General features: G+C 67.5%; 26 protein-coding genes. 15 read left to right on the top strand and 11 right to left on the bottom strand.

Annotation, left to right across the window (positions count from 1 at the left end):
- Positions 1–133: 133 nt before the first annotated feature.
- Together MTO99_RS14530 and MTO99_RS14525 are read left to right on the top strand one after the other, a co-directional pair.
- A complete protein-coding gene (locus MTO99_RS14530; RefSeq protein ID WP_243554346.1) occupies positions 134–1570 on the top strand; it encodes a CCA tRNA nucleotidyltransferase in 1437 nt (478 codons plus the stop codon).
- 252 nt (positions 1571–1822) lie between these two features.
- Entirely contained in the window at positions 1823–2767 is a 945-nt protein-coding gene (locus MTO99_RS14525) for a hypothetical protein (RefSeq protein WP_243554345.1), read from the top strand.
- A 167-nt stretch (positions 2768–2934) separates the two neighbouring features.
- Here MTO99_RS14525 and MTO99_RS14520 read toward each other — a convergent pair whose 3' ends face one another.
- Both MTO99_RS14520 and MTO99_RS14515 read right to left on the bottom strand, forming a co-directional pair.
- Positions 2935–4122 carry a serine hydrolase domain-containing protein gene (locus tag MTO99_RS14520; protein ID WP_243554344.1) on the bottom strand — a complete coding sequence of 396 codons (1188 nt, stop codon included), beginning with the start codon at positions 4120–4122 and terminating at the stop codon, positions 2935–2937.
- Between the two features lie 22 nt (positions 4123–4144).
- Entirely contained in the window at positions 4145–5122 is a 978-nt protein-coding gene (locus MTO99_RS14515) for a PLL family lectin (RefSeq protein WP_243554343.1), read from the bottom strand.
- 217 nt (positions 5123–5339) lie between these two features.
- On the opposite strand from MTO99_RS14515, the gene rpsF reads away from it, so the two are divergent.
- The 5 genes from rpsF (at position 5340) to dnaB (ending at position 8924) form a co-directional block, all read left to right on the top strand.
- Entirely contained in the window at positions 5340–5723 is a 384-nt protein-coding gene (rpsF, locus tag MTO99_RS14510; protein WP_149160555.1) for a 30S ribosomal protein S6, read from the top strand.
- A 5-nt stretch (positions 5724–5728) separates the two neighbouring features.
- Positions 5729–6238 (top strand): single-stranded DNA-binding protein, encoded by a 510-nt coding sequence (locus MTO99_RS14505; RefSeq protein ID WP_243554342.1) that lies wholly within the window; start codon positions 5729–5731, stop codon positions 6236–6238.
- Between the two features lie 79 nt (positions 6239–6317).
- Entirely contained in the window at positions 6318–6578 is a 261-nt protein-coding gene (gene rpsR / locus MTO99_RS14500; protein WP_067947514.1) for a 30S ribosomal protein S18, read from the top strand.
- An 11-nt stretch (positions 6579–6589) separates the two neighbouring features.
- Positions 6590–7042 carry a 50S ribosomal protein L9 gene (gene rplI / locus MTO99_RS14495; protein WP_243554341.1) on the top strand — a complete coding sequence of 151 codons (453 nt, stop codon included), beginning with the start codon at positions 6590–6592 and terminating at the stop codon, positions 7040–7042.
- A 511-nt stretch (positions 7043–7553) separates the two neighbouring features.
- Positions 7554–8924, top strand: a complete 1371-nt coding sequence (gene dnaB, locus MTO99_RS14490) for a replicative DNA helicase (RefSeq protein WP_243559118.1) — start codon at positions 7554–7556, stop codon at positions 8922–8924.
- A gap of 56 nt (positions 8925–8980) precedes the next feature.
- Here dnaB and MTO99_RS14485 read toward each other — a convergent pair whose 3' ends face one another.
- From MTO99_RS14485 to MTO99_RS14465, 5 genes are read right to left on the bottom strand one after another with little or no spacing between them, the layout of a single operon-like run.
- Entirely contained in the window at positions 8981–10177 is a 1197-nt protein-coding gene (locus MTO99_RS14485) for a hypothetical protein (RefSeq protein ID WP_243554340.1), read from the bottom strand.
- Entirely contained in the window at positions 10167–11000 is an 834-nt protein-coding gene (locus MTO99_RS14480) for a PP2C family serine/threonine-protein phosphatase (RefSeq protein ID WP_243554339.1), read from the bottom strand. The genes MTO99_RS14485 and MTO99_RS14480 overlap by 11 nt, the downstream gene beginning before the upstream one ends.
- Positions 11001–11675, bottom strand: coding sequence for a vWA domain-containing protein (locus MTO99_RS14475; protein WP_243554338.1), 675 nt, complete (start codon positions 11673–11675; stop codon positions 11001–11003).
- A gap of 30 nt (positions 11676–11705) precedes the next feature.
- Positions 11706–13973 carry a protein kinase domain-containing protein gene (locus tag MTO99_RS14470; protein WP_243554337.1) on the bottom strand — a complete coding sequence of 756 codons (2268 nt, stop codon included), beginning with the start codon at positions 13971–13973 and terminating at the stop codon, positions 11706–11708.
- Between the two features lie 8 nt (positions 13974–13981).
- Positions 13982–14374, bottom strand: a complete 393-nt coding sequence (locus MTO99_RS14465) for a helix-turn-helix domain-containing protein (RefSeq protein WP_243554336.1) — start codon at positions 14372–14374, stop codon at positions 13982–13984.
- Positions 14375–15079: 705 nt separating this feature from the next.
- Here MTO99_RS14465 and MTO99_RS14460 point away from each other — a divergent pair.
- Complete coding sequence (locus tag MTO99_RS14460; RefSeq protein ID WP_243554335.1) at positions 15080–15919, top strand: helix-turn-helix domain-containing protein; 840 nt, start codon at positions 15080–15082, stop codon at positions 15917–15919.
- A gap of 62 nt (positions 15920–15981) precedes the next feature.
- A complete protein-coding gene (locus MTO99_RS14455; protein WP_243554334.1) occupies positions 15982–16563 on the top strand; it encodes a dihydrofolate reductase family protein in 582 nt (193 codons plus the stop codon).
- A gap of 66 nt (positions 16564–16629) precedes the next feature.
- Here the strand turns inward: MTO99_RS14455 and MTO99_RS14450 are convergent, their stop codons facing one another.
- Positions 16630–17826, bottom strand: coding sequence for an epoxide hydrolase family protein (locus tag MTO99_RS14450; RefSeq protein WP_243554333.1), 1197 nt, complete (start codon positions 17824–17826; stop codon positions 16630–16632).
- Between the two features lie 15 nt (positions 17827–17841).
- Between MTO99_RS14450 and MTO99_RS14445 the strand changes: the two genes are divergently transcribed.
- A complete protein-coding gene (locus MTO99_RS14445) occupies positions 17842–18855 on the top strand; it encodes a helix-turn-helix transcriptional regulator (RefSeq protein ID WP_243554332.1) in 1014 nt (337 codons plus the stop codon).
- A 123-nt stretch (positions 18856–18978) separates the two neighbouring features.
- Here MTO99_RS14445 and MTO99_RS14440 read toward each other — a convergent pair whose 3' ends face one another.
- Both MTO99_RS14440 and MTO99_RS14435 read right to left on the bottom strand, forming a co-directional pair.
- Positions 18979–19386 carry an arsenate reductase ArsC gene (locus MTO99_RS14440; RefSeq protein ID WP_243554331.1) on the bottom strand — a complete coding sequence of 136 codons (408 nt, stop codon included), beginning with the start codon at positions 19384–19386 and terminating at the stop codon, positions 18979–18981.
- Positions 19387–19419: 33 nt separating this feature from the next.
- Complete coding sequence (locus MTO99_RS14435) at positions 19420–20769, bottom strand: NAD(P)-binding domain-containing protein (RefSeq protein WP_243554330.1); 1350 nt, start codon at positions 20767–20769, stop codon at positions 19420–19422.
- 87 nt (positions 20770–20856) lie between these two features.
- Between MTO99_RS14435 and MTO99_RS14430 the strand changes: the two genes are divergently transcribed.
- The 5 genes from MTO99_RS14430 to MTO99_RS14410 all read left to right on the top strand — a co-directional run bounded on the left by MTO99_RS14430 (position 20857) and on the right by MTO99_RS14410 (position 24615).
- Positions 20857–21204 (top strand): ArsR/SmtB family transcription factor, encoded by a 348-nt coding sequence (locus MTO99_RS14430; protein ID WP_435520763.1) that lies wholly within the window; start codon positions 20857–20859, stop codon positions 21202–21204.
- Positions 21205–21323: 119 nt separating this feature from the next.
- Positions 21324–22286 carry a hypothetical protein gene (locus tag MTO99_RS14425; protein ID WP_243554329.1) on the top strand — a complete coding sequence of 321 codons (963 nt, stop codon included), beginning with the start codon at positions 21324–21326 and terminating at the stop codon, positions 22284–22286.
- 22 nt (positions 22287–22308) lie between these two features.
- The gene (locus MTO99_RS14420) at positions 22309–22533 is read left to right on the top strand and encodes a hypothetical protein (RefSeq protein WP_243554328.1); all 225 of its coding nucleotides are present in this window, start codon (positions 22309–22311) and stop codon (positions 22531–22533) included.
- Positions 22534–22676: 143 nt separating this feature from the next.
- The gene (locus MTO99_RS14415) at positions 22677–24200 is read left to right on the top strand and encodes an MATE family efflux transporter (RefSeq protein ID WP_243554327.1); all 1524 of its coding nucleotides are present in this window, start codon (positions 22677–22679) and stop codon (positions 24198–24200) included.
- Between the two features lie 34 nt (positions 24201–24234).
- Positions 24235–24615: a DUF2809 domain-containing protein gene (locus MTO99_RS14410; RefSeq protein WP_243554326.1), complete on the top strand. Its 381-nt coding sequence runs from the start codon at positions 24235–24237 to the stop codon at positions 24613–24615.
- 8 nt (positions 24616–24623) lie between these two features.
- On the opposite strand, the gene MTO99_RS14405 is transcribed toward MTO99_RS14410, so the two are convergent.
- Complete coding sequence (locus MTO99_RS14405) at positions 24624–26285, bottom strand: MFS transporter (protein ID WP_243554325.1); 1662 nt, start codon at positions 26283–26285, stop codon at positions 24624–24626.
- Positions 26286–26332: the final 47 nt, after the last annotated feature.

Here is a 26332-nt window from a genome sequence, read left to right as displayed (position 1 = left end):
GAGTCGGCGGAGTCGACGCGATGCGTTCGACCCGGCCTCCATGCACGAGATTCTACGGGGCGCGCGCTGGACGATCCGTGCGCCGGTGCAGGGAACCCGGTGCCCGCCCGAGCGCAGCGAATACGATGGGAGGATGCACCACGTGGCGGCCGCGCTCGACCGGCTCTCGGAGCTCGCGGCTTCGCCGACCGTGGCGACCCTCGCCGCCGCCTTCGAGGCGGCCGGGCACGAACTCGCCCTCGTCGGCGGACCGGTTCGCGACGCCTTCCTCGGGCGGGCGACGAACGACCTCGATTTCACGACGGATGCCACGCCCGACGAGATCCTCGCGATCGTCAAGCCGATCGCCGAGGCGCACTGGGACATCGGCCGGCAGTTCGGCACCATCGGCGCGAAGGTCGCCGGTGAAACCGTCGAGATCACCACGTACCGTGCCGACACGTACGACGGTGCATCGCGCAAGCCCGAGGTGGTGTTCGGCGACTCGATCGAGGGCGACCTCGTGCGCCGCGACTTCACGGTGAACGCGCTCGCGCTGCGGCTGCCGAGACTCGAGCTCGTCGACCCGTCCGGCGGAGTGGAGGACCTCATCGCGGGGGTGCTGCGCACGCCGTCGGCGCCCGAGGTGTCGTTCGGCGACGACCCGCTGCGCATGATGCGCGCAGCCCGGTTCGCGTCCCAGCTCGGGTTCTCCGTGGCATCCGAAGCGGTTGAGGCGATGACCGCCCTCGCACCCGAGATCGAGCGGATCTCCGCCGAGCGCGTGCGCGACGAGCTCGCGAAGCTGCTGTCGACGGCGTCGCCGGTGCGCGGCATCCGGCTGCTCGTGGACTCGGGGATCGCCGATCGCGTGCTGCCCGAACTGCCCGCGCTGCGCCTCGAACGCGACGAGCACCACCGCCACAAGGACGTCTACGAGCACAGCCTCACCGTGCTCGAGCAGGCGATCGACTACGAGGTGTCGCGCGGGGTGCTCGCCTCGCCCGATCTCGTGGTGCGGCTCGCCGCGCTGCTGCACGACATCGGCAAGCCGCGCACCCGGCGGTTCGAGGCGGGCGGCGCGGTCACGTTCCACCACCACGATGCGGTCGGCGCGAAGCTCGCGCGCAAGCGGCTGCGCGCGCTGCGGTTCGACAACGACACCGTCGACGCGGTCGCACGGCTCATCGAGCTGCACCTGCGGTTCTTCGGCTACACGGATGGCGCGTGGAGCGACTCGGCCGTGCGCCGCTACGTGCGGGACGCGGGTTCGGTCGACCAGCTCGAGCGGCTGCACATCCTCTCGCGCGCCGATGTGACGACGCGCAACCGCCGCAAGGCCGACATGCTGTCGTTCGCGTACGACGATCTCGAACACCGCATCGCGGAGCTCGCGTCGCAGGAGGAGCTGGCCGCGGTGCGGCCCGAGCTCGACGGCGCCCAGATCATGGCGCTGCTCGGCATCTCCCCCGGGCCGGTCGTCGGCGAGGCGTACCGGTTCCTGCTGGAGCTGCGGCTCGACGAGGGCCCGATCGGCGAGGATGCCGCGCGCGAGCGACTCCTCGCGTGGTGGGCGCAGCGCGGCGCGTAGCCCTCTCCCCTCTCCTCTCCCTCTCCCTCTCCCTCTCCCTCTCCCTCTCCCTCTCCCTCTCGCGAGTGTTTCCGTTCGCGCGCGAGGTTTCCCTTCGAGTGGAAACACCGCGTCGGAGGGGAAACACCCGGCGTGGCATCCGATGGGTGCCCGGTCGGGACTCCTCCTCCACCGGGCGTGATCGCGCATGCGGTTCGCACAGGTCCGGGCCGCGCGTTCCGCTCCCGACCCGCCGGCCGGGAGCATGTCGGGATGACCTTCCCCGAACCCGAGCCGCTGATCAGGGCGGCGGACCTGCGGTCGATCGGTGCGGATCTGCGATCGGAGCCGCCCGGAACCCTCCACCGATTGCGCCGTGGCGTGTACGTGGCCACCCAGGCGTGGGAGCAGGCGAAGCGCGAGCAGCGCCATCGGATGATGCTCACTGCTGTGGCGGCCACGCGACAGGTCGAGCCGGTGTACTCCCATGTCTCCGCGGCCGTGATCTGGGGAATCCCGGTGGTGGGTCCGCACTTGGATCGGGTGCACCTTCACACGGCCGGCCGATCTGTTGCGCGGACGAAGAACGGCATCGTGTGGCATCACGATGCGCTCGGATCCGACGACGTGATCGAGATCGGCGGGATGCTCGTCACGTCGTACGAACGAACGCTCGTCGACCTCGCGCGCACGCTGCCGTTCGCGTCGGCCGTCGCCGCGATCGACCACGGCATCCGCCCGCGACGGTCGCCCGACGGACTCGGGGTGATCGTCGTCCACCAGGAACGCCTGCTCGAGGCGGTCGCCGAACTCGGCAGGGCGCGGGGCGTCCGACCGGCTCGCGCGTCGATCGGGTTCGCTGACCTGCGTTCAGGATCGCCGGGCGAATCCATCAGCCGCGCGAACATGCACCTGCTGCGCTTTCCCGCGCCGGACCTGCAGGTCGCGTTCCCGCGCGACGGCGGGGGCAAGGATGTCACGGACTTCGACTGGCCCGACCACGGCGCCTTCGGCGAGTTCGACGGATTCGGCAAGTACATCAAGGCCGAGTTCACCGATGGGCGCTCGATCGCAGAGATCGTGGCGGAGGAGAAGGCGCGAGAGAACCGCATCAGGAAGCGCCGGCCGTTCGGCGCGCGATGGGACTGGCCGATTGCGATGCGACCCGAATTGCTGCGCCGCGAACTCATGGACGCGGGCCTGCGCCCCATCGCGTGACCGTGTCTGCCCATCGCCGCGCCGCATCGCGCCGCATCGCGCCGCATCGCGCCGCATCGCATCGCGCCGAGCGTTTCCGTTCGTGCAGGAGGTTTCCACTCTCCGAGGAACCGGGTGCGCGAACGGAAACACTCAGCGGTCGCGCGGGAGAGCTGAGCGGGAGTGGGTCAGATGGTGGCCCAGTCGTCGTGCATCTTGCGGAGGTGCTTCACCATCGCCAGTTGCGCGTCACCCGACGGCCCGCCGGCGTTGTTCTGCATCACTGCGTACCCGTACCCGTCGTGCGCGTGGATGTAGACGACCGCGATACTGCCCTCGGTGGCACCCGAGTGGTTCAGCGCGGGTGCGCCCGGGCCGGTGCCCCCTCCGCCGTACAACCCACCCTGCGTGGCATCCGTCACCTTCGTCTGGTAGGCCGCGACGTCGAACACGGCCGAGCTGTCGACCGCTCGGAGGTTGTGGCGGATGAAGGCCGCCATACCGCCGACCGACAGGTGGATGCCGCCGACCACGAACTTGCTGAGCCAATGGGAGAAATCGTTGTTGTAGTGCGGGAGCGGCCGGTAGGCGGACGTCGGCAGGTCGAACGTGTGGAACTGCATGGCTCCCGGAAGCGGTCCGTACCGCATGTCGACGTCGTGCACGGGCAGCAGCTCGTCGAACAGCTGCTCGAACGGCTTGCCGCTGAGACGCTCGACCATCGACGCGCACGTCGTCGCGGTGCTGCCGTAGCCGCTGAGGAACTTGGTGTCGTAGTGGAAGCTCTGCGCCGCGCCGTAGTGGAAGCGCTCCTTCTTCAGGTTCAGGATCGTGTAGAGGTAGCGCTGGTAGATCAGGGCGCCGAACGTCTGCCACTCGGGGCTTCGGGGGTTGTCGGCGAACTGGATCCCCTGATCCTGGATGAATCGGAAGGGGTCGGTGTCCCGGATCCGCCCGGTCGAGTCGTTCGGCGCGAGGTAGTACCACCCGTTCATTCCCGAGGTGTGGGACATCAGCTGCGCGACGGTGATCTCGAGGAAGGTGTCGTTCATGCCGCACCGCGCGCGGAAGGCGGGGTCGGCGAACTCGGGGAACACGTCGACGATCCTCGTGTCCCAGTGCAGCAGCCCCTGCTTGATGAGACAGGCGATGAGGAAACCCGTGAGCGGCTTCGAGACCGAGCCGACGTTGAAGTAGTCGCCGGCCGTCACGGTGTTCGCCGGCGACGGGGGTGCGCTCGTATCCTTGACGCCGGCCACGGACGAGATCACGACCTGTCCGTCGTCGTGCACCATCACGGCGGCGAGATTGGGAATGCCGTGCCCGGCGAGCACCTCGTCGACCAACTGGTCGAGATGGTCTTGCTTGCTGCCCATGCGTTGACTCCCGGGCGTCGTGTCAGAGGTCGGTGTCGACGAAGCAGCGGTCGCTGATCTTGCGCCAGGCGACATTCCAGCTCGCGCCGAAGTCGTTCGAGCGCGCCTGCCAGATGCGGTTGTCGGTGCCGCGTCCGAAGACGTGGATGACTCGGCCGTCCCACGAGCAGCAGGCGGCGGGCTGGGCGGTGAACACGCCCTCGCCGATCGGCTCCCATGCCATGTCCCACCCGTCCGTGCCGCGGGAGGTCGTCGCCCACCAGATGCGGTTGTCCCCGCCGCGGCCGAACACGTGGATGCGCCGCCCGTCGGCCGAGCAGCACGCGGCCGGTGCGGACGTGAAGGTGCCCGATCCGATCGCGTCCCACGCCATGTCCCACGATGAGGCCCCATTGTGCGAGAACGCCCACCACATCCGGTCGTCGCGGCCGCGCCCGAAGACGGCGACCAGTGATCCGTCGGCCGAGGTCGTCGCCGCGGGTGACGATGAGAACGTGCCCGATCCGATGGCGTCCCACGCCATGTCCCACGAGTCGGCACCGTTCGACGACGAGGCCCACCAGAAGCGATCATCGGTGCCGCGGCCGAAGACCCGCACTCCCACACCGGCGTAGCTCGTCGCCTGTCCGCCCTGATCGGTCCACCGGGTCGTGGAGGTTCCGTGCACGCAGATCGCCGGCCTGCCCTCGAAGACCCCGCTGCCGATCCGCCCCCAGCCGGCCGTTCGCACATCGAAGTACTCGGCGAGCCGGCCCAAGTAGATCCCGTTGTCCATCCCCCGCCCGACGAGGAACGTGTCGAGGCTGTCGCCGGTCATGGCGCCCGCGACCGACGACCGGAAGACGCCGACCTCGTTCTCGACCCAGAGGGGCGCCCAGGTGTCGCCGTCGTCGTAGGAGGCGAGGCGGGCCGTGCGGAAGCGATCGCTCGACGGGTCCACATCCACCGCGGCATAGACGTCGATTCGGCGCTCCAGCGCGTACAGCGCGGTCACCGGCATGAATCGGAGGGTACGCTCCTCGGCGCGCATCTGCAATGAGGAATTCTCATAAACCGGACAGGCATCCCGCGTCGAATGGCGGCTGGCCGGGGCATCCGTTACACTTGACAGGTTGCCCGTGTGCCGCAGTCGCGGCCTCCACGACGCACAGTATGAACACCCTCCTGCTCCCGAGACACGCTCGGGGGCCGCTGAGTCCGAAGGAGGTGGGTACGTCATGCACCAGTACGAGCTGATGGTCATCCTCGATCCCGAGATCGACGAGCGCACCGTTGCTCCCAGCCTCGACAAGTTCCTGAACGTCATCCGCAACGACGGTGGCACCGTCGACAAGGTCGACATCTGGGGACGCCGTCGTCTGGCGTACGAGATCAAGAAGAAGGCCGAGGGCATCTACGCCGTCGTCGACTTCACCGCCGAGCCCGCGACGACCAAGGAGCTCGACCGCCAGCTGAACCTCAGCGAGGCCGTCATGCGCACCAAGGTCCTGCGTGCCGAGGAGGCGATCGCCCAGGTCGCCGCCGCGAAGCAGGCCGAAGAGGCCCGCGCCGCGAAGAAGGCCGCCGCTGCGGCCAAGGCCCCCGTCAAGAAGGACGCCTAGTCCTCATGGCCGGCGAGACCATCATCACCGTGGTGGGCAACCTCACCGCCGATCCCGAGCTGCGCTACACGCAGAACGGGCTGGCGGTCGCGAACTTCACCATCGCGTCCACTCCCCGCACGTTCGACCGTCAGGCGAACGAGTGGAAGGACGGCGAGGCGCTGTTCCTCCGCGCGAGCTGCTGGCGTGAGTTCGCCGAGCACGTGGCGGGTTCGCTCACCAAGGGTTCGCGGGTCATCGCTACCGGTCGTCTCAAGCAGCGCTCGTACGACGACAAGGACGGCCAGCGCCGCACCGTCATCGAGCTCGAGATCGACGAGATCGGTCCGAGCCTGCGGTACGCGACGGCCTCCGTCACGCGCGCTCCGTCGAACCGCGGTGCGGGCGGCGGCTCCTTCGGGGGCGGCCAGTCCGACGACGCGTGGGCTCCCAGCGCACCGGCCGCCCAGCAGGGCGGCGGGGGCGACGTGTGGAACACGCCCGGCACCAACTACGGCGACGAGACGCCCTTCTAGGCCGCAGACGGCCGGCGACCGGATGCTTCGCAGCGAGACATCCGTCGCTTGAATCGAATTACTCAGACAGGAAATCACCATGGCTGGAAAGAGCAGCGGCGACCGCCGCAAGCCTCGCGGTGGCAAGGGCGCGAAGAACGCCGCCCCCGCGAAGTCCGTCAAGGTCGGCGTCATCGACTACAAGGATGTCGCCACCCTTCGGAAGTTCATCTCGGAGCGCGGCAAGATCCGCGCCCGTCGCATCACCGGTGTCTCCGTGCAGGAGCAGCGCCTCATCGCCCGCGCCGTCAAGAACGCGCGTGAGATGGCGCTCCTGCCCTACTCGGGCTCGGGCCGCTAAGGAGTAGGACGATGGCAAAGGTTATTCTCACGCACGAGGTCACCGGCCTCGGTGCCGCGGGCGATGTGGTCGAAGTCAAGAACGGGTACGCCCGCAACTACCTCGTTCCGCAGGGCTTCGCGACGCCGTGGACCCGTGGTGGCCAGAAGCAGGTCGAGCAGATCAAGGCCGCGCGCGCTGCGCGCGAGCTGCACTCGCTCGAGGACGCACAGGCCCTCAAGGCCAAGCTCGAGGACGGCAAGGTCAAGCTGACCGTCAAGGCCGGCCTCGGCGGCCGCCTGTTCGGCTCGGTGAAGACGGCGGATGTCGCGGCTGCGGTCGCGGCGGCCGGCATCGGCGAGCTCGACAAGCGCAAGATCGAGATCCCGACCCCCATCAAGGCGGTCGGCGAGCACGAGGCGACCGTTCGTCTGCGCGACGAGGTCACCGCGACGATCACCCTCCAGGTGGTCGCGGCGAAGTAGTTCGCCCGCGCGGTGCGCGCTGCGCGCCGGCACTCGCACGAAGCGGCGGTTCCCTTCGGGGAGCCGCCGCTTCGGCGTGTTCGGGCGGATGCTCCGAGTGCACGACTTGTACACCCGCAGCACACGTGAACGCAAGAGTGTTCCGTGAGTTTTCGACAGCTTTGTACACAGGTGTACTCGCATGTGGAAACGAGATCTGAAGAAGTTTTCCCCCACAGGTGTGGATTCTTTTTCTCCCTGATCAGCTCAGAATTCAACTCGTGTAATTCACACAAATTCCACAGTTTTCCACAGGTGGATTACACATGATCTTCGGCGTTTCGCCCACGTTGCTCACAGAGTTATCCACAGGCTGGGTTGTGCCCGTAGGGGGTGCGTCCCTATCGTGAAGCAGCGTCCCGATCGGTGGCCTGGGGGAATGAGCCGCCGGCCCGTGTGGGTGGTCGATGATACGACTGTCCACAGGTACGAACGCGTGCCCGCAACGGCGGGCCGAACGGAGGTCATGGAGTTGTCGCTCGCGCACATCGGGATCGCCGAACCCGACGACGACGGCGACCCGCGGCGAGGCGAACGCACTCCCCCGCACGACCTGCTCGCCGAACAGAGCGCCCTCGGCGGCATGATGCTCTCGAAGGACGCGGTGGCCGACGTCATCGAGACGATCCGCGGCGTCGACTTCTACGTGCCGAAGCACGAGACGATCTTCAACGCGATCCTCTCGCTCTATTCGCATGGCGAGCCGACCGACGTCATCGCCGTCACCGACGAGCTCACGAAGACAGGCGAACTCCAGCGCGCTGGCGGCGTCGAGTACCTGCACACGCTCACGAGCCTCGTGCCGACGGCGGCGAACGCCGGGTTCTACGCCAACATCGTCGCCGAGCGCGCACTGCTGCGCCGGCTCGTCGAAGCCGGCACCCGCATCGTGCAGATGGGGTACGCCGGCGAGGGCGAGGTGACCGAGCTCGTCAACAACGCGCAGGCCGAGATCTACGGCGTGACCGGGTCGGTCGAGAGCGAAGACTACGTGCCGCTCAACGAGGCGCTCGGGCTGGCCGTCGAAGAGATGGAGGCCGCGCAGCACAGCGACGGGTCCGTCGGCGTGCCGACCGGCTTCCGCGACCTCGACGACCTGACCAACGGTTTCCACCCCGGGCAGATGATCATCGTCGCCGCCCGCCCCGCGATGGGCAAGTCGACGCTCGCGCTCGACTTCGCCCGCTCCGCCGCGATCGGCCACCAGCTGCCGACCATCTTCTTCTCACTCGAGATGGGCAAGGCCGAGATCGCGATGCGCCTGCTCTCGGCCGAGGCATCCGTGCCGTTGCAGAAGGTGCGCAAGGGCGACCTGCACAACGAAGACTGGACCACCATCGCGCGCGTGCGCAGCAACATCTCGAGTGCGCCGCTCTACCTCGACGACTCCCCCAACATGACGCTCGTCGAGATCCGGGCGAAGTGCCGCCGACTCAAGCAGCGCGTGGGCCTGAAGATGGTCGTCATCGACTACCTCCAGCTCATGACGAGCGGCAAGAAGGTCGAGAGCCGCCAGCAGGAGGTCGCCGAGTTCTCGCGTGCGCTGAAGCTGCTCGCGAAAGAGCTGCAGGTGCCCGTGATCGCGCTGTCGCAGCTGAACCGTGGCCCCGAGCAGCGCGCCGACAAGCGCCCTGCGCTCAGCGACCTGCGCGAGTCGGGCTCGATCGAGCAGGACGCCGACATGGTGATCCTGCTGCACCGCGAGAGCGTCTACGAGCGCGACAGCCCCCGCCAGGGCGAGGCCGACCTCATCGTCGCCAAGCACCGCAACGGGCCCACGCGGGATATCGAGGTTGCGTTCCTCGGACACTTCTCGCGGTTCGCGGACATGGTGCAGGTGTAGGGCGGCGGTCGGTCTGATGTCCCGGGCGTGTGCTTGAGAGACCTTCTCGCTATTTCTCAGCGGTGAGGACGGATTCGTTCGATCGCGCGCTGCCACCGATTGGGGCTCTGAACGACGAACACATGGTGTCGGTAGGACGTCCTCACGAGCAGGCTTCCGCGGAAGAACCCGGTTCGTCTGGTCTGAAGTGAAACGATCTTCCCAAGCCACAGCCGAATATGGTCGTTGTTGGACTCGAATACCAACTCGTCGCCATTGAGCCGAAGAACGCCAGCGCGACCTGCATGGGTCGCCCGCGAGCGTCGCAGCGGATGGAGCCGTCTACGTCGCTCCGATAGCGCAGCTCGTCGGACGTTTGGTTCACTTGAATGGGTGAGTTTCTCAACGTCGGAGCGAGCCGTGTTCGGGTTGACGGCGACCATCTGCTGAACCGCCGGGGCCATATCGAGGGCCAATCGGGCGAGCAGCGACACAGGCGTCCTGGGATCGCGGGCGAGGGCGGCGCGGACGCGTTCATCTTGGTCCGTCGCAAGCCCGTGCCGCGTATCGAGTGGTGTGCTCGGGTTCGTGGCCGCCTTCATTCGAACGCCCGAGTCGGAGTCCGCTGCAAGCCGTTTCAGCGTTTCGGGCGATGAGTTCCTGTTCCCGGCAACCGCGGAGCGGACCGACGGATGGCGCCGTATGGACAAGCCGTCCAAGACTACCGATGGCGTGGATGAGCGCGACGCTGTGATGCGATCCGCTTCGATCCAGGTGACATCCACAACGATCAGGTCGCTTTCGTCCTCGTGCTCGTCCTCGATCCAATCGTCCTTGTCCTCGTCCTCGATCCAGTCCTCCTCTTCGTTGTCGCGCGCCCATTCCTCGTACTCCCGATACGCCTGTTCGGTGGCAGCGCATATCTCATCCGAGTCCATGAGTTGGCCGGCCCCATCGCGACCAACCAGCGCCTCGGCTTGTTCCCATAACAGCTCCGCAAGACAACTCGGGTTCGCTAGGGCGGCAGATCGCACCGACTCGTCGGAGTCGGTGGCAAGCGCGCGAAGAAGACCCGGCGGTGTATCCGAATTCGCGGCCACCTTCAGGCGAACGGAGACTTCATCGTCCTGTGCCAGTCCGAGAAGAACACGTGCTGGGCAGTTCGGATTCGAGGCGACTGCTTCACGCACAGCTTGGTCCGGATGACTCGCCAGGGGTTCCAGCAATCGGCCCGCAGTTGTGGGGTCGAAAGCAACTCTCAAGTCAGGGGTCATCTTGTCGCCTTTCACGACGAGCCGGATGCTGTGGGTGCCCAGTATCAGTGTTGGCTGGGATGCGAGAAGCCGCAGGCGAATGCTGGGCGAGGATCCCGATCGAGCAGTCGTCCTTGGTCGCGTTGCGGATGGTGATGTCGACGATTCGCCGGAGCCGTTTGCGGTACTCCGAGTTCTTGCTCTGGCGGGCCGGTGCCGTCCCGACGGCGCTGATGAGCTTGGCGCACGCGCCGGCCAGTTGGCCGGTGCGTGTGTCGAACAGGCTGTCGCTTGTGCCGTCGCTCATGAGGATGAACCCGGTGACCCCTGTGAGGGAGCCGCGGAAGAGGCGCATGGATTCGGCCGCTTGTCCGGACGTCACGAACGTGGTCTGGTTCGCGAACTCGCTGTTGTCGGGGGCAGAGATGACTTTCAGGCTTTGATCCTTGAGGTATCCGACGACGCCGTCCCCGATATGAGCGCCGAGGAACCGGTCGCCGGAGATCGCCAGGCAGAGGAACGTCGAAGCCAGGTCTCGAACCTCGAGGCCGTGCCGGTCGGCCACGTTCGTCACCTTCGACACGAGCCGATCGAGTAGTTCGAGCTTGACCTTCACACCGTCGTCCCTCGAAGCGAACTCGTCGAAACGTTCGACCAGTGCTGCGCAACCCTCATCGACGACAGCCTGAGCGCCGAGTTCGGAATGCGCCGCCGAGCCGGCCCCGTCGGCAAGGCACAGCACTTGGACACCGCCTCGAGCGAGGTACTTGGTCCGGTCCTGGACCGGGGTGCCATCGCGTAGGTGCCCGTGCCCCCTGACCTGGTAATGGAACTCCTTGAACACCTACAGTTCCGCCCAGCCTGCGAGGCCTTCGAGGTCGAGTTTCACCGCATCACCGGGGGTCGACCGCGAGACTCGTGAGACCGACTTCGAAAGCCACTCGAAGAACTCCTTGAACTTGAGCCTGTCGAGCCGCAGCGGGGGACGGTTCGGGCTGAAGCGTGCGAGCGTCCGCATGTCCGCGCCGGGACCGATGCCGATCGGGAACACGGTGAGCTTCTTCGCGTTTACCAGGTCGGTGACCCTGCGCGCGGCGAGGTCGATGTTGTCGGTGGGCGCTCCGTCCGTCATGAGTACCAGCCAGGGCTGGTAGTAGAGCACGCCACTAGCTGAGTAGGTCGCTTTCCGGTTCTCCAGGGTGTCCAACGCCAGGTTGACGCCCGCACCCATCGCCGTGGTCCCGTTGGCCGTGAGCGAGGAGATGCGCTGGAGTCGTTCGATGCTCGCGAAGTCGTGCACGAGCCCAGCAGTGGAGTTGAACTCCACGATGTTGATCTCGGCGGAGTCGTGTGCGTCCTCGTCTTCGTCGATCGCGTCGTAGAAGAGGCTGACGCCGCGAACGAGTTCCTGAATCGGGGGGCCCTGCATCGACGAACTGGTGTCGAGGCAGAGCGATACCGGCACGCGAGGCGTGGGGTTGTCGACGAGGTCGTCGGCTCCGATGCTGAGTCTTGCCATGGTGTGTCCTTTCGTGGGGGAGGTGATCGATTACGCGCCGGTGAACCACTTCTTGACCGTTGCCCAGAAGCCGGTCTGCGTTTGGGTGACGGTCTGAGCGGCGGGGCGCGTGCGCGGGGCGGCAGTGTTGGTTGGGGAAGGGTACGTGGCTCGCGTCGTCGGAGGGCACGCCTGCTTGATCGCTTGGTGCGACTTCGGCACGTCGAGAGCGCGACTGCCGAACCATCCGATGTGGTCGTAGGTAATGAAGGGCTTGCGGCAGTCCGCGCAAAGTCGGGTCGGGTCCAGCGTCATCGCCTTCGCGGCGCACGACGGGCAGCGGCCGTAGGAGAGTTGGGCCTTCGGGAAGCCCTTCTTGCAGTCCTTGCAGGCGAAGGTCGGAGGAGTTGCAGGCTGGCTGGGCGCTGCCTTCACCTGCTGCTGTTCCCGGCACTTGTTGCACTGGCGCGGGATGGAGTAGCTGTCGGTGTCGTCGATCCAGATGCCGGCGATCGCGTTCTTACGCTTGCAGTTCGGGCAATCCTGGATTGGAGTATCGGGCTTGAACGCCTTGTTCCTGATCGGGTACACGTCATTCGACATCGGGTCGAAGCTCGCCCGCTTGTCACCGAGGTATGCCTTGTAGGCGCGGAAGGCGTCGAGCCACTCCGTCGCAGTGGGCCGACGGTTGTACCGCTTGCCCTCCCGGTGGAAGGTGTGCCAGAAGAGATCCTTTACCGGCTTGTGGATGTGGCTCCACATGTACTTCCAGTCGCCGTCGGGCTGGTCCTTGTTGTTGCGGTTCTCATACTGGAAAGCGAAGTTGCCTTCCTTGATCAGTTGCACCATGTCGCCGTCGGTGCCCGTCCGGATGTACGGGAATTGCCCGGTCATCACGATCATGAAGAGCATCGTCGCGACGGCGAAGAGCTCATCTTCCATGGTTCGCAGATCGTCGGAGTAGGTCTTGCCGAGCATCCGTGGGGAGGTGAACATCGGCGTGCCGACCGGACACGGATAGCCCTCCACCTGCCAGGAATCCGCGTCGATGATGAAGACGTTCTTCTTGTCGTCCACCATGAGGTTCTTCGGGTTGATGTCGCCGAGCACGACGTTCATCGAGTGCAGGTACTGCACCTGGGTCAGGAACGAGATGCAGATGTCGACGAGATCGACCTTCTTCCAGTCGGGGAACTCCTTCTCGAACTTGCGCTTGTTGAAGATCGTCCGCTGGAATTCGCGACCGGATGCTTTGGGCATGGCGTAGCCGACGAACTCGCCGGCACCGTTTGTGACCACCGCGGAGGGGATGCACATCCCCTGCCCCTTGAGGTCCCGGCTCACCAGAAGTTCGATCTTCTCCTTGCGGTGCCGGGTGAGGTGGTCCTTGTCGAAGATCTTCACGACCGTGCCGCGGTCGACTTCGTAGACCGTGCCCTCGCCGCCCTCGCCCAGCATCGACCCGAGAGCGATCGACCCGACACCGTTGGCGGACATCAGCGTCACACGCTCGCCCTGCTTCGGAAGGCTTGAGAACGCGAGAGGTGTGTCGCGGGGCTTGAGAGCGACCGCGGCTGCGAATGCGGCAGGCCGCGCCGGTGTTGTGTGTGGTGGACGTGTTGAGGCTGCGGGCTTGGCGGTGCGCGTCCCGAGTTGGACCGTTGGTTCCTTCAATCTGAACGCCTTGCGGAACTCGTCCAAGATCGGCTTCAGCGTTGCAACCTCCGACTCGTCCTTGGAATCGCCGATCCCTTCCGCGATGTGGGTCGCGTGGCGGGTGTACTTGCGCAACCCACGTTCGAACAAGGACTGATCAGATTCGACCTCGAGGTCGCCATCCTTCGTGAGCACCCCAACCAAGAGTCGCTTCGAAAGACGGTGGGCCAGCAGGCGGATCCTCAGCTTGATCGTGATGTCATGGGTGAGCAGGCACATCTCGTAGGTGCCGGCGAAGTGCTCGAAGAGGAGCAGGAAGAGGTCATCGGCGTAGGGATTGGTGTCGCTCCCGAGATCCTTTCGAACGAGACCGACGCTGCTAGCGCTGTCGAGAAAGGCGAGGGCGGTTCCTGCCTTCTTGATGGCGTCGGCTCGCTTCGGGGCCATACCGGTGGGGTCGATCCGGCTCTGCTTCGTGAGTTCGTCGATGACCTTCGTGGGCACGATGATCGGGTTGCTGTTGGCGAGGATCGCCCGATTTCCGCGCTCGAAGAGGCGCTTCAGGCCACCCGTTCGACGCGGATCAGTGTCCATGAAGACGTTGGTATCGATGAACAGTCGACGGTTGGGCTGGAGGAACTCGACGGGGTCGAGCAATTGCACACCGGGATTCACTCATTGCCTCCGAAAGAGATGTTGCTGCGGAACTCCTCGACCGCGGCGGCGGTCTCGACATGTTCCGCTTGGCGTTGGCGTTGATACTTGACGATCGATCGCATCGGGATGCGATGGTGACTGCCGACCCGGACATGCTCGATGATGCCCGCGTCGACGAGTTTCATCAGGGTGGGTCGGGACATGCCGAGCATTGCCGCCGCTTCGGTGGTCGTGAAAAGGTCCTTCACGGGGACAACCACTGCGCCGGTCGAGTGCTCCGCTTCCAGTAGCTCGAGTACCTTTTCCGCGCTCCGGCGCGAAAGTGACAGTGTGACTGTGACGTCGTCGGGTGACTCTTCCAATGCTTCGCGCAGAGCTTGGACGTCATCCGGGAGGATGTCGGGCATCGTCGGCTCCAAACGAAGTAAGTGGTCTCAACTGAAATAACTGCAACCAAATGACGTACGTGAAACTATTCGCCGCCGGAACCTGGCGTCAACGCCCCCGAAAGGGTGCCGTGCATCGGCTCCGCGGCAGAGTGGTGGCAGTTCCGCCCTCCTTGCATCGAGAACTGCCTACGCTTCTGGTAGGCGCCCGTCGGCGGTGACGCGGCGAACAGCGAGCACCACTTGACCCGCGACACGGTGTCGAAACTGGTGGACCAATTCGGCGTCGAGCCGCTCGACCTGCTGCAGGACAACAACCCCTGGTAGCGGCCAGCCAAGACCCTCCTGGAGCGTCTTGAGGGGGCCGGTCGCGTCGAGATATTCAGCCGTGGATGGGGAGCCGGGAAGGGCGTCCGTAACCGGATGTGATCCCGCGGACAATCTAGTTGGCGGAAACTCAGGACAAAGCGTAAGCGGTCTAAACCTCGGAACTATTCTCTCAACTCAAGTCTACGGAAACGGCGGGCTCGGACCCTTTCGAGAAACGACCACCAGCGCTTGTCAGGACGGCGACTCGGGTGCTCCGTGGCTCATGACCGAAGCTGACGGCGACGTGATCGCGAATGGACAACACTTCGGCGAGGCTGACTATGGCACATGAACGGCTACCTACAGGGCGGGTAGGTTTCCGCGCGGCGGTCGTCGGTATTCGACGAGACTGTGTGCGTGGAGTACGTGTCCAGGCTGCCCGGTCCGCTGCTGGACGGGCTGATCGACGACCTCTACTACCTGGAGGGCGCCCCCCCGTACACCCGGCTGCTGCTGCCGGCGGCGCCAGCGCCGTTGCTCATCGTCAACCTCGGTGCGCCGTTTCTCATCCGCACGGCGACCGACGGAGCAGCCGTGGCATACGCCGACGGCTGTGCGGTCACCACTCCCACGCACGCGTGGGAGTTCGGTTATCCGTCCCCGACCCGGTCCGTCGGCGTCCACTTCAAGCCGTGGGGGCTGGCGCCGTTCCTGCCGATGCCCGCAGCCGAGCTCTGTGACCGACCGGCGACGGTGGAGCAGATCTGGGGCCGGGCCGCTCGCGCTGAGCTGCGACGTCGGCTGACCTCGACGGACGAACCGGGCGAGATGCTGACACTGCTCGAAGAGGAACTGATGAAGCGGCTGCGCGAGGTCGATGGCTTGGAGCTCGTACGCCACTTGAGTACTGCCATCGCGGATACCGGCGGATCGGTGCCGATCAGCGCCCTCGGTGTAGCGGCCCGCGCCAGCAGCACGTACGTGGCGAAGCGGTTCAAGGACGTCATCGGGGTCACGCCGAAGCGGCTGGCGCGCAGCTACCGCTTCACGTTCACCGTGTTGGCGCTCGACGTGGCCGCACCGATCGATTGGGGCGGTGTCGCCGCCCGCGCCGGCTACTTCGACCAGGCCCACTTCGTCCATGAGTTCAGGGAGTTCACCGGGCTCACGCCGACCCGGTATGTCGAAGTCCGGCAACGCTTCCTCCGCGAGCATCCCGACCACGCGCTGGAGGGCTGGCCGCTGCCGGCCGATTGATTCCTTACAAGAGCGACCCTCGCACGGCGCACGAGACTGGGCTCCACACAGAGGAGGAACCCATGGGGAGAGTAGTCATGAATGCGTCGGTCTCGTTGGACGGCTTCATCGCGGCTGAGAACGACGATCCCGGTCCACTGTTCGAGTGGTTGGTCAGCGGTGACGTGCCGTTGGATGACAGCGGTGTGCTGAAGGTGTCGCAGGCGTCCTACGACCATGTCCGGCCGTACTGGGATGAGATCGCGGTGACCATCGCCGGCCGCCATGTCTTCGACATCACGGACGGTTGGGACGGGAAGCCTCCGTCCGGGGTCGACCACGTGGTCGTCGTGACGCACCGTCCGACGCCCGAAGGCTGGGATCCTGACGCACCGTTCCATTTCGTCGACGGCATCGAATCAGCGATGGCCAAGGCGCAGGAGCTCGCGGGTGGCCGTACGGTCGAGGTCGCTGCCGGCGACGTCGGCGGACAGGTCCTCGCCGCAGGTCTGGTCGACGAGGTTCGCATGGATGTCGCTCCCGTGCTCCTCGGGTCCGGCAAGCGCTACTTCAGCTCCGTCGTGTCGGAGCACCTGCTGGAAGATCCGGACGTCGTTGTTCAGGGCAGCCGGGTGCTTCACCTGCGCTATCAGGTGCGTCGGTGACCGGTCGATCGGCGGACGTCGACGGCACGGCCGCACTCGAGGGTACGGCCGTGCCGTGACATCAGGTCACCGCAGGGGGCGGAAGAACTCGCGCAGGTCGCCGACGAGCACCTCGGGCACCTCCATCGCGGCGAAGTGGCCGCCGACCTCGTGCTCCTTCCAGAACACGATCTGATCGTTGTCGCGCTCGGCGAACACGCGGATCGACCGGAAGTCGTTCTTGAAGATGGAGACCCGGGTCGGCGCGTGGTTGATGCGCGCGCCGACGCCCTCGCCGGCGTTGAACCGCGCATCCTCCTTGTACTGGCGCGCCGACGAACCCGCGGTGTTGGTGAACCAGTACAGCGAGACGTGGGTGAGGATCTGGTCGCGGGTGAGTTCGGTCGGCCGGTCGAACGTCGCCATCAGTTCGTTCCAGGCCAGCTGACCCACCGGAGAGTCGGCGAGAGCGTGCGCGAGCGTCTGCGGCCTGGTCGACTGCAGCGCCGAGAACGCCGAGATCTCGCCGAAGTCCTTCAGGATCTCGAGCGCCTCGAAGTCCTTCGGGCCGAGCTGCTCGAACTCGGCGGGGTCGCCGCTCGGAAAGGAGAACAGTTGCAGCACGTGGGTGCCGACGAGCCCATCGGGCGCGAGGATTCCGAGTTCCCGACCGACGAACGATCCGCCGTCACCGCCGTGCGCGCCGTACCGCGCGTAGCCGAGTCGCTTCATGAGCGTGTCCCACGCCGCCGCGACCCTGGCCGACCCCCAGCCGGCCTCGGTGACCGGCCCGCTGAAGGCGTAGCCCGGGAAGCTCGGCACCACCACGTGGAAGGCGTCCTCAGCGCGGCCGCCGTACGCGACCGGGTCGACGAGCGGGCCGATCATGTCGGCGAACTCGGCGAACGATCCCGGCCAGCCGTGCGTGAGCACGATCGGGAACGCATTCGGCTCGGCCGAGCGCACGTGCAGGAAGTGGATCGGCTGCCCGTCGATCGTCGTCGTGAAGTGCGGGAACGCGGCGAGTCGCGCCTCGACGGCGCGCCAGTCGAACTCGTCACGCCAGTACTCGGCCATCTCGCGCACCTTGGTGAGGCTCGCGCCGTACGCCGGGTCGCCGCCCGGAACCTCGGTCGTATACCTCGTGCGGGCGAGACGGTCACGCAGGTCGTCGAGATCCGCGGCGGGGATCGAGAACGTGAACGGGCGGATCTGCTCGTCGCTCACCTCGGTGGTCGGGAAGGTGGTCTGGTGGATGGCGGTGATCGCCTCGCTGTTCGTCATGCCCTTACGGTAGAAATGAATGCGGAAGAAGAGCTTCCGCGAATCGAGGCATCCGTGAAACAGACCGCGACACGGGTGCTGCAGGTGCTCGCGCTGCTCCGGCAGCGACCCGACTGGTCGGCCTCCGAACTCGCAGCCCGAATGGATGTCTCGACCCGCACGATCCGCTCGGATATCGGGCGCCTGCGCGAGCTCGGCTACGTCATCGACGCCACCAGCGGACGGGCGGGCGGCTACCGCCTCGACCGCGCCACCGACCTGCCGCCGTTGATGCTCGACGACGACGAGGGCATCGCCGTCGCCATCGCGCTGCACCAGGTCACCTCGAACGCCGTCGCCGACATCGATGCGAGCGCGGCGCGGGCGCTCGCGAAGCTCGAGCACGTGCTGCCTCGCCAGCTGGCCGAGCAGGTGAACGCGATGGCCGCGGCGACGGCGCCGCAGACCCGAGACCGTGGGCCGAGCGTCGAGGCCCCGACGCTCGCCGCGATCGCCCAGGCGGTGCAGCGCGCCGAATGGCTGAGGTTCGAGTACACGCCGTTCCAAGGTGAGGCCTCGCTTCGAAGAGTCGAGCCGTACCGGCTCGTCAGCTGGGGTCGCCGCTGGTACCTCGTGGCATTCGACCTCGAGCGCGACGACTGGCGCAGCTTCCGCGTCGACCGCATGCTCTTGCGCCAGCCGACCCGGCGACGGTTCGAGCCCCGCGCCCTGCCCGCCGACGACGTCGCGGCCTATGTGCTGCGCGGCGTCGCCTCGGCGGGGTGGCGGTTCAGAGCCCGCGTACTCGTGCACGCGCCGGCGACCATCGTCGCCGAGAAGATCGATCCCTCGGTCGGCCTCGTCGAGGCGATCGACGACGCGCGCTGCGTCTTGATCACCGGCGCCGACCATCCCATGACCGTCGCGGTGTACCTCGCCCTGCTCGACGAGGACTTCACCGTCGACGGCCCCACCGAACTGACCGAGGCGATTCAGACGCTCGCCCGGCGATACGCCGCAGCGAGCACCGATCGACAGTTTTCCCCGTAGCCGCTTCGCGTGGAGCCCACACCGCCGTTCAGGTTCCGTGTTCGAACTGCATGGCGCGAAACGGGGTGCGCGGTACCTCCTGCCGGTGACATGAACGCTCTGATCGATCGGCCCCGACGGGTCTCAGGCGCCGACGCCCAGCTCGCCGAGCAGTCGCTCGACCCGCTGCTTGATGTCGTCGCGCACGCGGCGGACGGTGTCGAGGTCCTTCCCGGCGGGGTCCTCGAGCTCCCAGTCCTCGTAGCGCTTGCCGGGGAAGATCGGGCACGCGTCGCCGCAGCCCATGGTGATGACGGCGTCCGCGGCGCGCACGTCGTCGGTCTGCAGCAGCTGCGGCACCGCTTCGCTGATGTCGATGCCGAGTTCGCGCATCGCTTCGACGGCGACGGGGTTGATCGCGGCGCTCGGCTCGGAGCCGCCCGACAGCACGGTGACGGCGCCGCCCGAGAGGGCGCGGGCGAAGCCGGCGGCGATCTGCGATCGGCCGGCGTTGTGGACGCAGACGAACAGGACGGTGGGTCGGGTGCTCATGTGCTCATGCTCTCCGATCGAGGTGAACGCGACCTACGCGCAGCTCGACGGCGACGCGGGGCCGCAGCACGACGACGCCGAGGCGGCGGTGTCGGTGAGGCTCGACGAGCAGACGCCCGTCGCGGGCAGGACGAGTTCGACGTTCGACGCGGCAGCGACGTCGCCGGCGAGGTGGGCGACGATCGAGCGCACCTGTTCGTAACCGGTCGCCAGCAGGAAGGTCGGGGCGCGACCGTAAGATTTCATTCCGGCGATGAAGAAGTTCTGCTCGGGATGTGCGAGCTCGGCGAAGCCGTGCGGTTGCACGGTGCCGCAGCTGTGCACGTTCGGGTCGATGAGCGGGGCGAGCCGCCGCGGTGCCTCGACGATGTCGTCCAGGTCGAGCCGGATCTCGCGCAGCATGCCGAGGTCGGGCCGGAATCCGGTGGCGTTCACGATGACGTCGGCCGTGAGCTCTTCCAGGGCGCCGGCTCGTTGCCCGATGAGCGTGACCCGATCGTCGTCACGCCGGAGTCGTACCGTCTCGAACCGGTCGACGAGCCGGATGCGCCCTTGCGTGACGAGGGAGTCGACGCGCCCGCCGATCGACGCGCGGGCGGGCAGCTCGTCTTCGGCCGACGAACTCACCCGAATCGCGGAGCTGTTGCGGATGACCCAGGTCGCCGTGGTGCCGGGCACGGTGTCGGCGAGCTCGGCGAGCTTGAGCAGCGTGTTCGCGGCCGAGTGGCCGGCACCGACGACGATGGTGTGCTTGCCGGCGAAGCGGCCGCGATCACGGCCGAGCACATCGGGCAGGGCGTGGGTGACCAGGTCGCGGACGTCGTCGGCACCGAGCGGGTCGAGGCCCGACGACGCGAGGGAGTTCGGCGTGCGGTAGGTGCCGGAGGCGTCGATCACCGCGCGGGCCCGAACGTCGCGCACGCCATCGCGTCCGGCGATGCGGAGCACGAACGGGGTCGCCTCCCGCCCGGATGTGCGGGTGCGGTCGGCGCCGTCTCGGCTGATGGCGGTCACCTCGGCGCCGGTGACGAGGTGCGGCGCGATCTGCGGGAGCGCGGCGAGGGGTCGTAGGTACTCCTCGACGAGTTCGGCACCGGTCGGCAGTCCGTCTTCGCGCGGATGCTGCCAGCCGGATGCCTCGAGCAGACGTCGGGCGGCCGGGTCGACGAGGTGCCGCCACGGTGAGAACAGTCGGGTGTGGCCCCACCGGTTGATCGAGTCGGCGATGGTGTCGCCGGCCTCGGAGACCTCGAACGGGATGCCTCGTTCCGCGAGGTGCGCGGCCGCTGCGAGCCCGATCGGCCCGGCGCCCACGATCGCAACCGGGAGCCCGTCGAGGCGGTCGGTGCGGGTAGACGGGATCGTCAGGTCGACGAGGGTCACAGGTGCCTCCTTGGCATCGAAGAGCATCGATGCAGCCAAGCATCCACGCCATATCGAAGAATGTCAATATGGCGTAGGCTGACGTGCGTGAACGACGTCATCGAGCTGCCCGTCATCCAACCGGATGCCTGCTGCGCCCCCATGACGAGCGCGCCGATCTCGCTCGAGGAGGCGGCGAAGACCGCGACGCTCTTCAAAGCGCTCGGCGACCCGACGCGCGTGCTGCTCATCTCGATCGTGGCCGCGAGCGAGGGGCACGAAGCGTGCGTCTGCGATCTCACCGAGCCCACCGGTCTCTCGCAGCCGACCGTCTCGCATCACCTCAAGATCCTCACCGACGCCGGATTCCTGAGCCGCACCCGCCGGGGCAGCTGGGCGTACTACGCGCTCGTGCCGGGCGCACTCGAGCGCCTCGCCACCGCACTCGCGACCTGACGACCCACGCCGGACTCGGCCGTTCCGATCGCCTGTTGACGAGGCGTCGCCCCCACCACCACGCTGGAGAGGTTGACCCGACGACAGGACGTGCGATTCGCGCGAAGGAGGACGGGTGCATGGACCGAGCGTCAGAGCGACCCCCGCACCACCAGGATCAACGACACCGGTCCGGCCCGCAGCCCGCCCGCGATGCCCTGCTCTCCCTGCAGCGGCAGGCCGGGAACGCTGCGGCAGCAGCGTTCGTGCAGCTGGTGGGGCGGCCGGGATCGTCGACGAACGTGCCGCTGTTCACCGTCCAGCGCCTCTCGGCGAACGTGTGGTGGGACAAGACGCCGCCGCCGGCGGGCCCCCGCATCGAGGGCTCGAAGACCGAACGAGGAGCGGGAACCGCCGGTGGCGCCCACAGCACCGCGTTCGCGCTCTTCGAGTGGGCGGTCGTCCATGCGGTCGACGGCAAGAACTTCGCCGATGCCCTGAACGCCCTGCTCGCGTTGCTTGCGGGGGCGAAGAGCATGCCGGGGTATCTCATCGCCGACGCACCGACGAAGGGCAAGCTCGACGCCGACTACGCCGCGATCACGTCGAAGCCCGACATCACGGGCGCCGCCGCACTGCACCCGGTCTACCACACCCAGGTGCTGCAGGACTTGATGGTGGATGTCATGCGGTTCCGCAACCTGATCCCCTACACCTACATCGCCGGAAAGTCCGGCGCGAAGGGCATCGGCGAGGTGAACGAACGCGAGGGCATCGCGGCCATGCGCGCCGCGTGGCCGGGACTCCGGTCGGGAGGCCCCGACCCGGGTGGGCAGCGCACGAAGGCGTTCGCCTCCGGGATGCGCATGACATTCGACATCGACGCGCTCCAGAACTGGGACATGTTCGCGCAGATCCGGTGGGCGAACGTGCTCGGGCAGCACATCCGATCGGTCTTCCAGGCGTTTCCCGGCATACCGGCCCCGAAGCAGGGTGCCATTCAGGGGAGGTTCGCCGACGCCGTGTTCAAGGAGACGGCGCTCTCGCCGAAGCGGCAGAAAGCGGTGATGGAGAACTTGCCAACCAGTTCGGGAGTGTCGTGAAGGGAGTCTCGGCGTCCCCGGGGTGGACGTCATCAACGAATTCATCCTCCAGGCCGCCGCGTCGCCGTGGTTGCCGCTCATCATGTTCGCGACCGCCGTCCTCGACGGCTTCTTCCCGCCCATCCCGAGCGAGACGGTGCTCGTCGCGGCTGCAGCGGTGGCGGCATCGACCGGCAGCCTGCCCGCGGTGCTCCTGCTGGGCCTGGTCGCGGCGGTGGGGACGGTGATCGGCGACAACAGCTGCTGAGCGCGGTCTTCGGCGTCGGCATGGCGCTGCTGCTGGGACTGGTCGTCGATCGTGTCGCCGCGGCCCGACGCCGGCGAGCGGAGGCGCGTGTCGCACGCGTTCCGAGATTCGAACGGCTCGAATCGATTCGATAGGATGTCTCGGTGCACGCGCGTTCCCTCACCACCGGCGCCCCCTGGCGGGTCATCCTCGTCTTCGCCGTGCCCCTGCTGCTCGGCAACGTCGTGCAGCAGCTGTACCAGGTGGCCGACGCGATCGTGGTCGGCCGGCACCTCGGCGTCGACTCGCTCGCCGCGGTCGGCGCGACGGGCAGCCTGCTGTTCCTGCTGCTCGGCTTCTCGTGGGGCGTGACCTCGGGTCTCGCGATCCCCACCGCGCAGGCGTTCGGCGCGCGCGACCACGACGCGGTGCGCCGCTCGGTCGCCACGGGCACGCTGATCACCGGCGCGATGAGCATCGTGCTCACCGTCGGAGCGCCGCTCATCGCGGGTCCGGCGCTGCAGCTGTTGCAGACGCCGCCCGAACTGCTCTCCGAAGCGACCGTGTTCACCCAGGTCAGCTTCCTCGGGGCATCCACGATGATGTTCTTCAACTACCTGTCGGCGATCATCCGCGCGATCGGCGACTCGCGCACGCCGCTGGTGTTCCTCACCGTGGCGTGCGGGTTGAACATCGCGCTCGTGCTGCTGATGGTCGGCGTGCTCGAGTGGGGCGTCGCGGGCGCGGCGCTCGCGACGGTGGTCGCGCAGCTCGTGTCCGTCCTGCTGTGCCTCGAGTTCGTGCGCCGCCGGGTTCCGGTGCTGCATGTGCGTCGGGCGGACTTCCGGGTGACCCGGGCGGAGGTCTCGGAGCACCTCCGGGTCGGCCTGCCGATGGGGTTCCAGGCGTCGATCATCGCGATCGGCACGCTGACCGTGCAGGTCGCCCTCAACGGGCTGGGCGCCGGAGCGGTCGCGGCCTACACGACCGGCGCCCGGGTCGACTCGCTCGCCGTCGCGCTGCTGCAGTCGCTCGGGCTGGCCGTCTCGATGTTCACCGCGCAGAACCTCGGCGGCCGTCGCCCGGACCGCATCCGTCGCGGCGTCGTGCAGGCGACCTGGATGTCGATCGCCGCCGCCCTCGTGCTCGGCGCGCTGCTCATCGCGTTCGGCTCGCACCTGGTCGGCCTCTTCGTCGGCGACGCGCCGGGTGCCGAATCCGTCGTGGCGGACGCGGCGCTGATGCTGACCATCAATGGCCTCACGTACACCGCCCTCGGCGTGCTGTTCGTGCTGCGCGGCGCGCTGCAGGGGCTCGGCCACACCATGGTGCCGACGGTCACGGGCGTGATCGAACTGGTGATGCGCGTGGGCGCGGCGGTCGTGCTGGGGTCGATCTTCGGGTTCGTCGGGGTGGTCTGGAGCAACCCGCTGGCCTGGTTCGGTGCGGTGGTGCTGCTCATCCCGGCGTACGTGCGCGAGCACCGACGGCTCGCGCGGATGCGCGTGGAGCTGCGCACGGCCACGCCGACCACGCCGATCCCGGTGGTCGGTCCGGTCGACGGATCGATGGCAGTCGACGCGGTGGTCACCGGTGCGATCCCGGTGGTGTCGAGCGACCTGGTCGCGCCGGGTCGCGGCGGTCGCGGCATCCGTTCGGTTCGCCTTCGCAGGCGCGCACGCAAGTAGCGGGCGCGCGCGCCCGGCATGGTTGACTGACCGGATGCCTCGAGCCCGCGCCGCCCGGCGCACCCGCCTGATCGCCGGTGGGGCGGTGATCGGATGTCTCGCCGCCGGCCTCTCGTTGCAGCTCGTCGACCGCAGCCCTGCGATCGACCTGCTCGGCAGTGTGCTGTACGCGGCCCTGATCGGGTTCGCGGTGCTGCTGGTCGCACCGGTCGCGCCGCCGTGGGTGCCGGCTGCCGTCGCCTTCGCCGCGGCGGCGGTGATCGAGGGGCTGCAGCTCACGCCGCTGCCCGCGGCGATCTCAGCGGTGGTGCCGGGCGCTCACCTGGTGCTCGGCAGCGCATTCGATCCGTGGGATCTCGCGGCGTATGCCGTCGGCGCGCTGGTCGTCTGGGTGGTGGCGCACTTCGCACGCTGAGGTGCCGGTCACGCCTCCACGTCGGCGTCGGTGTCGAGATCGATCCGGTCGGGGTCGTCGGGTTCGAGCTGTTCGGGGAGTTCGTCGCGCAGTTGGTCGGGCATGCGCGTGGCCGGCACGATCGCGAGCAGCGACAGCGCTGCGAGGGCGAGCAGCGAGAGCTGCAGGGCACGCAGACGGGCGTCCTCGTTGATCTGCACGGCGGCCTCGACCTCGTGCGGCGTGGCATCCGTCTGCGCGAGCACGTCCTCGAGGTGCTCGTTGGTGACGAAGTTGATGTTGTCGAGGTTCACCTGCTGCACCACCTCGGGGGTGAGCTCGGGGTGGTCGTCGACCTCGGAGAGCACGAGCCCGGTGAGGAGGCTGACCGCGAAGACGCTGATCACCGCGATGCCGACGCTGCCCGAGATGTTGTGCACGAGCCCGCGCCAGGCTCCCACATCCCCGGCGAGCTGCTTCGGTGCGCGCGAGAGCAGCGTGTTGAACACGAGGGCGACGATCGATCCCTGACCGAGACCGAGCAGCACCAGCCCGATCACGACGAACGCCTGGCCCCAGCTGTTCTGGATGGTGAACGCGAGCAGCGTGAGCGACCCGGCGACGACGACGAAGCCGACCGCGCCGAGCTGACGCGGCGAGAACCTGCCGTAGAGGGCGGCGACCAGGCTCGAGGCGATGAAGATGGAGATGGTGTACGGGATGATCGAGAAGCTCGTCTCGATGCCGGTCAGCCCCTGCACCACCTGCATGTACAGCGGGATGATGAAGTTCGCCGCGGTGCCGACGAAAAGCATGATGCCCATGCACGCGGTGATCGCGAGTTCGCCCCGGGTCTGCAGCACGCGCAGGTCGAAGATGCGGGCCCGGCTCTCGCTCTGACGGCGGCGGATCCAGACGAAGAAGATCTGCCCGACGACGAGGCCGAGCACGACGAGGATCGGGGCGGGCGAGAGCCCGAGGACGTCGAACGGCGCGCCATCCGTCGCAGTCACGACGCCCCACGGCTCCAGGCCGCTGAAGCCGAAGCTCAACAGGATCACCGCGAGCGCCGCGAGGCCGGCGCCGGTCCAGTCGATCGCGAGCAGCGGCTGGGCGGGAACCTTCTTGATGGTGACGCTCAGCAGCAGGTTCACGACGGCGAGGGCGACCATGAGGATGAACGACCAGCGCCAGCCGATGCTGGTGGCGAAGGTGCCGGCGATCAGCAGGGCGAGCACTCCGGCCAGCGGGATGGCGGCCGCGAGCAGGCCGATCGCGGTGCCCTGCTGCTTGCCGTGGTAGTTGGTGGCGATGAAGACCGTCAGCGCGGGCGCGATGAGCGCGATGACTGCGCCCGAGATCGCCTGAGACACGAAGAGCACCGTGCCCGTCGGTGCGAGGGCCACGCCCAGCATCGCCGCACCGTGGATGATCACCGCGATCTGGAACACGCCCTTGCTGCCGAAGCGGGAGCCGACCTTCGCCCCGAGCAGGATGAACGCGGCCATCGCGAAGGTGCCCGCGGTGATCGCGGTGCCGACGCTCGTGGCGGGGATGCCGAGGTCGCCCGTGATGCCGGCCATCGAGACGGTCAGCGCGTTCACCGCGAAGGACGCCTGGATCTGCGTCAGGACGACGATGATGAGCGGCAGCCACGAGGTGCGTGCGGCGGTCGGAGTTGCAGCGTTCACGGCGGTCCCCCTCGAGGTCAGCGTATCGATCGGGCGCGCACTTCCCT

This window comes from Agromyces larvae, assembly GCF_022811705.1.
GTDB lineage: Bacteria > Actinomycetota > Actinomycetes > Actinomycetales > Microbacteriaceae > Agromyces > Agromyces larvae.
This window is presented reverse-complemented; position numbering and strand designations above follow the sequence as displayed.

What these genes read in the sequence shown, in the direction of transcription:
- MTO99_RS14530 (WP_243554346.1), top strand. Translation starts at nt 134, where the DNA reads ATGCACCACGTGGCGGCCGCGCTCGACCGGCTCTCGGAGCTCGCGGCT.
- MTO99_RS14525 (WP_243554345.1), top strand. Translation starts at nt 1,823, where the DNA reads ATGACCTTCCCCGAACCCGAGCCGCTGATCAGGGCGGCGGACCTGCGG.
- MTO99_RS14520 (WP_243554344.1), bottom strand. Translation starts at nt 4,122, where the DNA reads ATGGGCAGCAAGCAAGACCATCTCGACCAGTTGGTCGACGAGGTGCTC.
- MTO99_RS14515 (WP_243554343.1), bottom strand. Translation starts at nt 5,122, where the DNA reads ATGCCGGTGACCGCGCTGTACGCGCTGGAGCGCCGAATCGACGTCTAT.
- rpsF (WP_149160555.1), top strand. Translation starts at nt 5,340, where the DNA reads ATGCACCAGTACGAGCTGATGGTCATCCTCGATCCCGAGATCGACGAG.
- MTO99_RS14505 (WP_243554342.1), top strand. Translation starts at nt 5,729, where the DNA reads ATGGCCGGCGAGACCATCATCACCGTGGTGGGCAACCTCACCGCCGAT.
- rpsR (WP_067947514.1), top strand. Translation starts at nt 6,318, where the DNA reads ATGGCTGGAAAGAGCAGCGGCGACCGCCGCAAGCCTCGCGGTGGCAAG.
- rplI (WP_243554341.1), top strand. Translation starts at nt 6,590, where the DNA reads ATGGCAAAGGTTATTCTCACGCACGAGGTCACCGGCCTCGGTGCCGCG.
- MTO99_RS14485 (WP_243554340.1), bottom strand. Translation starts at nt 10,177, where the DNA reads ATGACCCCTGACTTGAGAGTTGCTTTCGACCCCACAACTGCGGGCCGA.
- MTO99_RS14475 (WP_243554338.1), bottom strand. Translation starts at nt 11,675, where the DNA reads ATGGCAAGACTCAGCATCGGAGCCGACGACCTCGTCGACAACCCCACG.
- MTO99_RS14465 (WP_243554336.1), bottom strand. Translation starts at nt 14,374, where the DNA reads ATGCCCGACATCCTCCCGGATGACGTCCAAGCTCTGCGCGAAGCATTG.
- MTO99_RS14455 (WP_243554334.1), top strand. Translation starts at nt 15,982, where the DNA reads ATGGGGAGAGTAGTCATGAATGCGTCGGTCTCGTTGGACGGCTTCATC.
- MTO99_RS14450 (WP_243554333.1), bottom strand. Translation starts at nt 17,826, where the DNA reads ATGACGAACAGCGAGGCGATCACCGCCATCCACCAGACCACCTTCCCG.
- MTO99_RS14445 (WP_243554332.1), top strand. Translation starts at nt 17,842, where the DNA reads ATGAATGCGGAAGAAGAGCTTCCGCGAATCGAGGCATCCGTGAAACAG.
- MTO99_RS14440 (WP_243554331.1), bottom strand. Translation starts at nt 19,386, where the DNA reads ATGAGCACCCGACCCACCGTCCTGTTCGTCTGCGTCCACAACGCCGGC.
- MTO99_RS14425 (WP_243554329.1), top strand. Translation starts at nt 21,324, where the DNA reads ATGGACCGAGCGTCAGAGCGACCCCCGCACCACCAGGATCAACGACAC.
- MTO99_RS14410 (WP_243554326.1), top strand. Translation starts at nt 24,235, where the DNA reads ATGCCTCGAGCCCGCGCCGCCCGGCGCACCCGCCTGATCGCCGGTGGG.